This window comes from Bradyrhizobium sp. UFLA05-112, from assembly GCF_053572325.1.
Genome location: NZ_JBANBK010000165.1, coordinates 1 through 6,926, shown reverse-complemented (window position 1 = coordinate 6,926; position 6,926 = coordinate 1). Strand labels below are relative to the sequence as shown.

6 protein-coding genes are annotated in these 6,926 nt (G+C 64.1%); 4 read left to right on the top strand and 2 right to left on the bottom strand.

Annotation, left to right across the window (positions count from 1 at the left end):
* Positions 1 to 82: 82 nt before the first annotated feature.
* Together SO180_RS41660 and SO180_RS41655 are read right to left on the bottom strand one after the other, a co-directional pair.
* Complete coding sequence (locus SO180_RS41660) at positions 83 to 1,195, bottom strand: DUF2336 domain-containing protein (protein ID WP_449384580.1); 1,113 nt, start codon at positions 1,193 to 1,195, stop codon at positions 83 to 85.
* 63 nt (positions 1,196 to 1,258) lie between these two features.
* Positions 1,259 to 2,416, bottom strand: a complete 1,158-nt coding sequence (locus SO180_RS41655; RefSeq protein WP_449384579.1) for a GGDEF domain-containing protein — start codon at positions 2,414 to 2,416, stop codon at positions 1,259 to 1,261.
* Between the two features lie 461 nt (positions 2,417 to 2,877).
* On the opposite strand from SO180_RS41655, the gene SO180_RS41650 reads away from it, so the two are divergent.
* The 4 genes from SO180_RS41650 (at position 2,878) to SO180_RS41635 (ending at position 6,837) form a co-directional block, all read left to right on the top strand.
* Positions 2,878 to 3,447, top strand: a complete 570-nt coding sequence (locus SO180_RS41650; protein ID WP_449384578.1) for a sigma-70 family RNA polymerase sigma factor — start codon at positions 2,878 to 2,880, stop codon at positions 3,445 to 3,447.
* Positions 3,444 to 4,142 carry a hypothetical protein gene (locus SO180_RS41645; protein WP_449384577.1) on the top strand — a complete coding sequence of 233 codons (699 nt, stop codon included), beginning with the start codon at positions 3,444 to 3,446 and terminating at the stop codon, positions 4,140 to 4,142. The genes SO180_RS41650 and SO180_RS41645 overlap by 4 nt, the downstream gene beginning before the upstream one ends.
* Positions 4,143 to 4,155: 13 nt before the next feature.
* The gene (locus SO180_RS41640; protein ID WP_449384576.1) at positions 4,156 to 5,856 is read left to right on the top strand and encodes a S8 family serine peptidase; all 1,701 of its coding nucleotides are present in this window, start codon (positions 4,156 to 4,158) and stop codon (positions 5,854 to 5,856) included.
* Positions 5,857 to 6,357: 501 nt separating this feature from the next.
* Positions 6,358 to 6,837, top strand: a complete 480-nt coding sequence (locus tag SO180_RS41635; RefSeq protein ID WP_449384581.1) for a TIGR03809 family protein — start codon at positions 6,358 to 6,360, stop codon at positions 6,835 to 6,837.
* The last annotated feature ends 89 nt before the right edge of the window (positions 6,838 to 6,926 follow it).

Below are 6,926 nucleotides of genomic sequence, written 5' to 3'. Positions count from 1 at the left end.
GATGCCTTCACCCCCGAGGAATGCGCCAACTACCTCAAAAATTCAGGCTATCGAACTTAATGCCATCACGCTTTAGCACCGGCTATGCCGGCGCCGTGCTCTGCTGCATGCGGTGAAAGCGCAGGACCTGCTGCGCGGTCGAGGTGCGCAGCGCCTCGTAGGTATCTTTCGCGCTCAACAGGTCGGTCGGATCGCCGCCGGACAGCTTGTCGCGCATCGCGATGATCGCGCGCACGCTTGACCATGACAGGCCGGCGACCTTGGCGAGGATCATCACGCCCTCGGTGCGGCTTTCGATCATCATGTTCTCGGCGATCGCGACCGGCACACCGGCGAGCGCCGCGAGCCCGGCATTGGCCTCGTCGAACTTGCTCTGTTCGGCGAAGGCTGTGACCTGGTGCTCGTTGAGACGGCCGTCCTCGAACAGCGATCTCACCAGCGCGCGCGCCATTTCGGTCTGCCGCGTCATGGTTGCCGCGCGGACGCGCTGCGCCGCCTCGTGCACCGCGCTGAGCACCGCGTCGGACTGACCGGGATTGGCGGCTTCGAGCTTCCTGCGCACGCTCAAGGAGGCCTTCGCGATCAGCTTCAGATAATGATGGCGCGGCAGGTCCGGGCGCAGGCCTACGCAGGTTGCGAGGTCGTCGTCGCGTTCGGCGCGGCCGACCAGCTCGATGAGGCTCATTTCCGTGAATTGTGCGCCTGGATTCTTGACCGTCGACTGCACCACCTCGTCATTGCCGCGCGCCACCAGCACGTCGGTGAGCGCATTGGACAGCACGCGGCGCATCGAGATGGCCTTGAGATGCGCCTGGCTCTTGCTGCGCGCGATCTCGATCAGGGTCGCCTCGTCCAGCCGCTCCGACTTCGACAGCACGGGGCCGGCGACCTCGATGACGTCGTCGAGCGCGAGCGTGCGGATAGTCATGGCAGGCGCCGTGTCGATCGGAGCGAGGCGCTCGGCGAGCAGCACCTTGGCCGAGGTCTCGATGTGGTCGATCAGGCACTGGAAGACGTCGTCGAACACGGCGATCTGGTCGTCGGAATACTCCACCGCGCCGCCGATGAAGAGATCTGTGACGCGGCGCAGAGTCTCGACCCGGCGCGCAACCGTGCCGTGGGACAGCGTCGCCTGCAATTCGTCGAGCAGGTTTTCGGAAATCTTGGGGGAGTCTTTGGCGGGTTTCGATCTCATGGCCCTGTCCTGGAGCGTTCGGTCCGGCGGTTCTTTCAGCGCCGCCGGACAAAAATGGATTGGTCAGCTGGTCGCAATGCGGTTGCGTCCTTGCGCCTTGGCGGAATAGAGCGCGCTGTCGGCGCGCGCGAGAAATGAGTCGGCATTATCGTTGTCGCGCAGCGCTGCGACGCCTGCGGAAATCGTCACTTGCATGCCGGGCGCGAACGCGCTCCAGTCGAGCTCGGCCACGATCATGCGCAAGCGGTCGAGCATGCGCATGGCGGCCTCGCCCGACGTGTCCGGCATCAGCAGCAGGAACTCCTCGCCGCCATAGCGGCCGAAACGATCGCCCGGGCGGATATTGGCGAAGATGGTGATGGCGAAGGTGCGCAGCACCTCGTCGCCGGTTGGATGGCCGTGGGCGTCGTTGATGCGCTTGAACCAGTCGAGATCGATGAGTGCGGCCGAGCAGGGCGCCTTCGCCTCCCGCGCACCGGTGATCTCCCCATCGAGCGCGCGCATGATCGAGCCGCGGTTGAGCGAGCCGGTGAGCTCGTCGAGCTCGGCGAGTTCCTCGATGCGCTGATAGGCGGCCTTCAGCTCGATGCTGCGCCGGTACAGGATCTTGCGCAACGTGCTGCCGAACAGGCCGAGGAAGGCGCACTGGCCGATCACCAGAACGAAGCACAGCATCGATGCGAGCCGCTCGAGCCGGCTCGTCACCGGCATGGCGATCGGCAGGTCGGAGATCAGGAAGACGAAGCCGAGCCCTATAGTCGCGAGCGCCCAGGTCAGCATCGCCTGCTGCGAGGTCATGCGCAGCGTGCCGAAGGCGAAGATCAGGAAGAGTACGCTGATGAAGGCGACCCCGATCGTTGGCACCGCCAGCAGGAAGATGAGCTGGAGCGCCATATGCGCCGAGATCTGAAAGACGGTGAGGTAGTGGTCCCGGTAACGCTCGCCGACGCCGGCCTCCGACAGTACGGCGAAGCTGCCGATGATCATCAGCCCGCCGAGCCAGAACATCGACGGCACGATCATCGAGACCGCGCCGCTATAGGCGTAGAGCAACAGCACCGACGCGCCGAGCGAGTAGCTCACGGTCTGGCCGATATACATCTGGCGCCGCTGCCGCATGCGGCGCGCGACGACCTCCGGCGTGGCCTGGTCGGGAGACAGGACGAGATCCGCGACTTCTGCGGCATTCCGCTCTGGGATGGATGTCGCGGCCGCGCTCATGAACCTGCCACTGGTGAATGTCAGTCCAAAAATCTACGTGGCAAGCCTTTAGGTTTGGTATCCTTGCGGTGCGAATCCGAGCCCTCGGCCCGGGTAAGTGCCTTGATCCGACACGGAAATTAGCAAGCGATTAGGGATTGTCGGCGATAGGCCTGAGAATCGGCCTCGAATAAGGTCAACGGTAAGGTCCAGAGATACTATCAATTGGCCGGCGAATGCGCTGCATAAGGCTTCGTTATGGTTCGAGGCTTGGTAAGATCGGGCCGCGCCTGCGGGCGCTCCGCAAGGAAAAGTCATAGTATTATGCTACCGTTTTTAGCGACCCCCCAAGAGCTGCAAGAATACGCGCGTATGTGGGGTACATCACACACGTACCCGTACGACTGCGGTAGCTTGAAGAATCTTGCTCCGCCCGTCGAACCGCCTGCCGTTTCGACCCGACCAACTTTGCGAGACGGCCTTTGAGCGTGACACAGGCGGCTTCGGACGAGGTCCTGATCGCCCGGATCGCTCAAGGCGACCGGCTCGCTATGCAGGTGCTGTACGGGCGGCACCATGTCAGGGTCTATCGCTTCGGGCTCAGGCTCGTGCGCGATGAGCAGGTCGCTGAGGACCTGATCAGTGAGGTGTTTCTCGACGTCTGGCGTCAGGCCGGAAAGTTCGAGGGCCGATCCGCTGTTTCCACCTGGCTGCTGGCAATCACCCGATTCAAGGCCCTGTCTGCGCTTCGGCGCAGGAAGGATCTTGAGTTGGACGAAGAGGCCGCCAACGCGATCGAGGACACGTCCGACGATCCGGAAACGGCGGTGCAGAAGAAGGATACCAGTGAAGCGTTGCGAGAGTGTTTGACGGCACTGTCGCCGGAACATCGGGAAATCGTCGATCTCGTCTACTACCACGAGAAATCCGTGGAAGAGGTGGCCGGAATCGTTGGAATACCGGAGAACACCGTGAAGACGCGCTTGTTCTATGCGCGCAAGAAACTGGCCGAGCTGCTCAAGGTAGCCGGTGTTGAACGAGGCTGGCCATGATGGCATTGAGCAAGAAGATGCTGGAGCAAGAGCCCAGTGAAATTGAGATGCTGCTGCCATGGCATGCTGCCGGCACGCTGAACCCGCGCGACGCACGCCGGGTCGAGGACGCGCTCGCCCGCGATCCTGAATTGGCCAAGCAATACGCCGGGATCCGGGCCGAATATGAAGAGACAATCCATCTCAACGAGAGCCTCGGTGCTCCGTCGGCCCGCGCGATGCAGAAGCTGTTCACCGCGATCGACGCGGAGCCCGCGCGCGAGCCCAGAGCGCTGTCGCTCTCGACACGCATCTCCACGTTCTTCGCGAGCCTGTCGCCGCGCACGCTCGCCTGGTCGGCGAGCCTTGGCGCGATCGCGCTGCTGCTCCAGGCTGGTGTCATCGGTGCCGTGCTGGTGAACAACCAGAGCTCGACCTTCCAGACTGCCTCCCTCTCTACGGACGCTCCGATCACGCGCGAGCTCGGGGCCTCGTCCGCGGCGTCGGCGCATGCGCTGGTGCGGTTCACGCCGGACGCGCGGATCGCCGACATCACCACGCTGCTCGACAGCTATCAGGCCTCGATCGTCGACGGCGCCAAGGGCGGCATGTTCCGCCTCCAGTTCAACAAGGCGATGAACAACGACGAGCTGGCCTCGCTGCTCAGCAGGATGCAGCGCGAGAAGATCGTCAACCTCGCCGTGGCAGCGCCTTAAGCGCCCGAGGGACATGCAGCGTAAGTCCGAAAGCGTGTCGAGAGCGGGCGCCTGCGTTTCGTCGGTAGGCGCAATTCTCTTGCTTGGTGCCTTCGGCAGCGGGATCGCGCACGCGCAGGCGATCATGCGCACGCCGACAATCAGCATTCCCTCTCGCGTGCCGACCGTCAGCCCGACGGTGACGGGGCGCGGCAGCCCTGTCGTCACCGGGCGGGCGGTAACCAGCGTCGATCGCGGACCCAGGGTCGTGCCTCGGCTGACCGCGCGCATGGCCCATACGGCTGTGCTGCCATATGTGCGCTATTCGCCCAATCTCTATCCGGCTTGTAGCGCGCCCAATCGCGACGCCGACGGCGAATGCCTGGATCAGACGAATACGGCCGGCGGCGGTTCGGGGAAATCTGGCAAGAAGGGCGCTGGGAATTCCGGCCGCAATACGGTGGAGGCGGGCACCACGTCGCGCAATTTCCCCAATGAGTTCGTGGCCGAGCTCGACAGCAACCTTTCGACCGCCGATGCCGACGCGCTTGCGCGCAGCCACGGCCTGACCCGCATCGCGTCGGAGAGCTTTCCGCTGATCGGCGCCACCATCGGGCTGTTCCGCATCACCGATGGCCGGCCCTATGACACCGCGCGCCGCGAGTTCGCCGCTGCGAACGGTGTACGCTCGGTGCAGCCGAATTTCCGCTACATGCTCCAGGACCAGAAGGCGGGGGTGCCGGCGGAAGGCGATTCCGCGCAATATGCGCTGGCAAAGCTCCGCCTGCCGGAGGCGCATATGCTGGTGCATGGCGCGAACGTCACGGTCGCGGTGATCGATTCCGGGATCGACACCAGCCATCCCGAGCTTGCCGACTCGATCGCCGACAATTTCGACGCGCTCGGCAGCAAGGAAGGGCCGCACGTCCACGGTACGGGCATTGCCGGTGCGATCGTGTCGCATGCACGTCTGATGGGCAGCGCGCCCGAGGCGCGCATCATCGCGATCCGCGCCTTTGGCGGCACCACGGGCGGCGCCGAGAGCTCGTCCTATGTGATCCTGCGCTCGCTCAACTATGCCGCCGAGCACGGCGCGCAGATCGTCAATATGAGCTTTGCTGGTCCGAAGGACGCGGTGATCGAGCGCGCCATCGCGGCGACTGCCGCGCGCGGGTTGGTGATGATTGCGGCGGCCGGCAATGCCGGCGCGAAATCTCCGCCGCTCTATCCCGCCGCCAATCCCAACGTGATCGCGGTCAGCGCGACCGATGCGCAGGACAAGCTGTTCTCCGCCTCCAATCGCGGCAGCCACATCGCACTCGCCGCGCCCGGCGTCGACATCTTCCTTCCGGCGCCGGATGGCAAATACCAGATGACGTCGGGGACCTCGTTCTCGGCGGCCTATGTCTCCGGCGTCGCCGCGCTGCTTCTGGAGCGCAACTACGCTTTGAAGCCGGAAGCGCTGCGCCTGACGCTCGCAAAGACCGCCCGCGACCTGGGAACGCCGGGTCGCGACGATCTGTTCGGCGACGGCGAGGCCGATGCTTACGCCGCGGTCACGGCGGTTGCCGTCGATGGTGCGACGCCGGTTGCGGCGGTGCCGGGAACAACAAAACGTGAAGATGCGTCGGAACGTCGCGACGAGCCGGGAACGCGCGCGCTGGAGCAACCCTCGCTTTCCAATGCCGGGGATAAATCCACGCTTTCTCAAGCGGATAGACCTGCCGCGCGATAGCTGACAGCGAGCGCGCGCGGACTGCGAAGGTCAAAAAATCACACGGCGGGTTTTGAACGTTCGGCCCTGTGCCACGACCAAATGATGTGGGAGCGGTCATCCCTCCCCATCAGTCATATCAGGCGCGAGCGCCCATCCACCCCAAGCGCCCATATGGCTTGACCCGTCCGGTTGTCCCCCCGGACGGGTCTTTTCTTTTTGGAGCTCTCGATCTTCGAAGCGCGCTTCCTTCATCTCCGGGTTGAGTGAGTTCGGATGATCGTTTGCGAATCGTCCCACGCATTGCGCTGCAAGACCGCCATGCTTGTGCGGGGCTTGACGACGAAAGCCTGCGAAATCTCCGCACCATTACGGAATCTGGCACCGAAATTTGCGTCGTCGCTGGACAAGTCAAAACTTTTCCACAAAATAATCCCGTCACGTCTAAATTGATTCGTCTGCGTTGCGTCCCGCGTCCGTAGTTCTCTCCTGACGGGCTGGTATATGACACATCGCCAAGGCGTGGCTCGCGGCCGCGACATCGCGGAGCGCTGGTGCGCACTCGCTGAGCAGCGGCTGGAACATCTCACCGAAATGTTCGAGACCGGACGCTGGCGCCGCTATCACTCCGAAGTCGCCTTTCTCGAAAACATCCAGGAAGCCAAGCGCGCCGTGCAGACCTGGCGGGCGCTCGCCGACGGCGTTGACGTGCCCGCGATGAGCCCCGTCGGGACGTTCGCATTGGGCTGGTCGCCAGCGGCCCTGTCGCGCGAGACGGTGCGGCGCGAGCGCCCCCAGACCGTGCAGCCGAAGGCCGTCCACATCGCACCGGAGATGGTCGTGCCAGTCGGCCTCACCGGTATGCCCGAACGGCTCGTCGAGATCGCCGAACCCTCGATCGCCCCCGAACTGCCGTCCGCACCCCCCGAACGCGTGGTTGAATTCACCTTCAGCCTCGACGGCATCGAAGCGAAATATCCGCTGCTGCGGAATGCGTTTTAGGGCCGCATCCTCCGTCATTGCGAGCGCAGCGAAGATTCCATGGGGAGTGGATAGCGACCGGGTCTGAGGCCAGACTGAGGTTGCTGAAT

Bases quoted from the DNA above. Each gene is read 5' to 3' on its own strand.
- SO180_RS41645 (WP_449384577.1), top strand. From the start codon at position 3,444: ATGATGGCATTGAGCAAGAAGATGCTGGAGCAAGAGCCCAGTGAAATT.
- SO180_RS41655 (WP_449384579.1), bottom strand. From the start codon at position 2,416: ATGAGCGCGGCCGCGACATCCATCCCAGAGCGGAATGCCGCAGAAGTC.
- SO180_RS41660 (WP_449384580.1), bottom strand. From the start codon at position 1,195: ATGAGATCGAAACCCGCCAAAGACTCCCCCAAGATTTCCGAAAACCTG.
- SO180_RS41640 (WP_449384576.1), top strand. From the start codon at position 4,156: ATGCAGCGTAAGTCCGAAAGCGTGTCGAGAGCGGGCGCCTGCGTTTCG.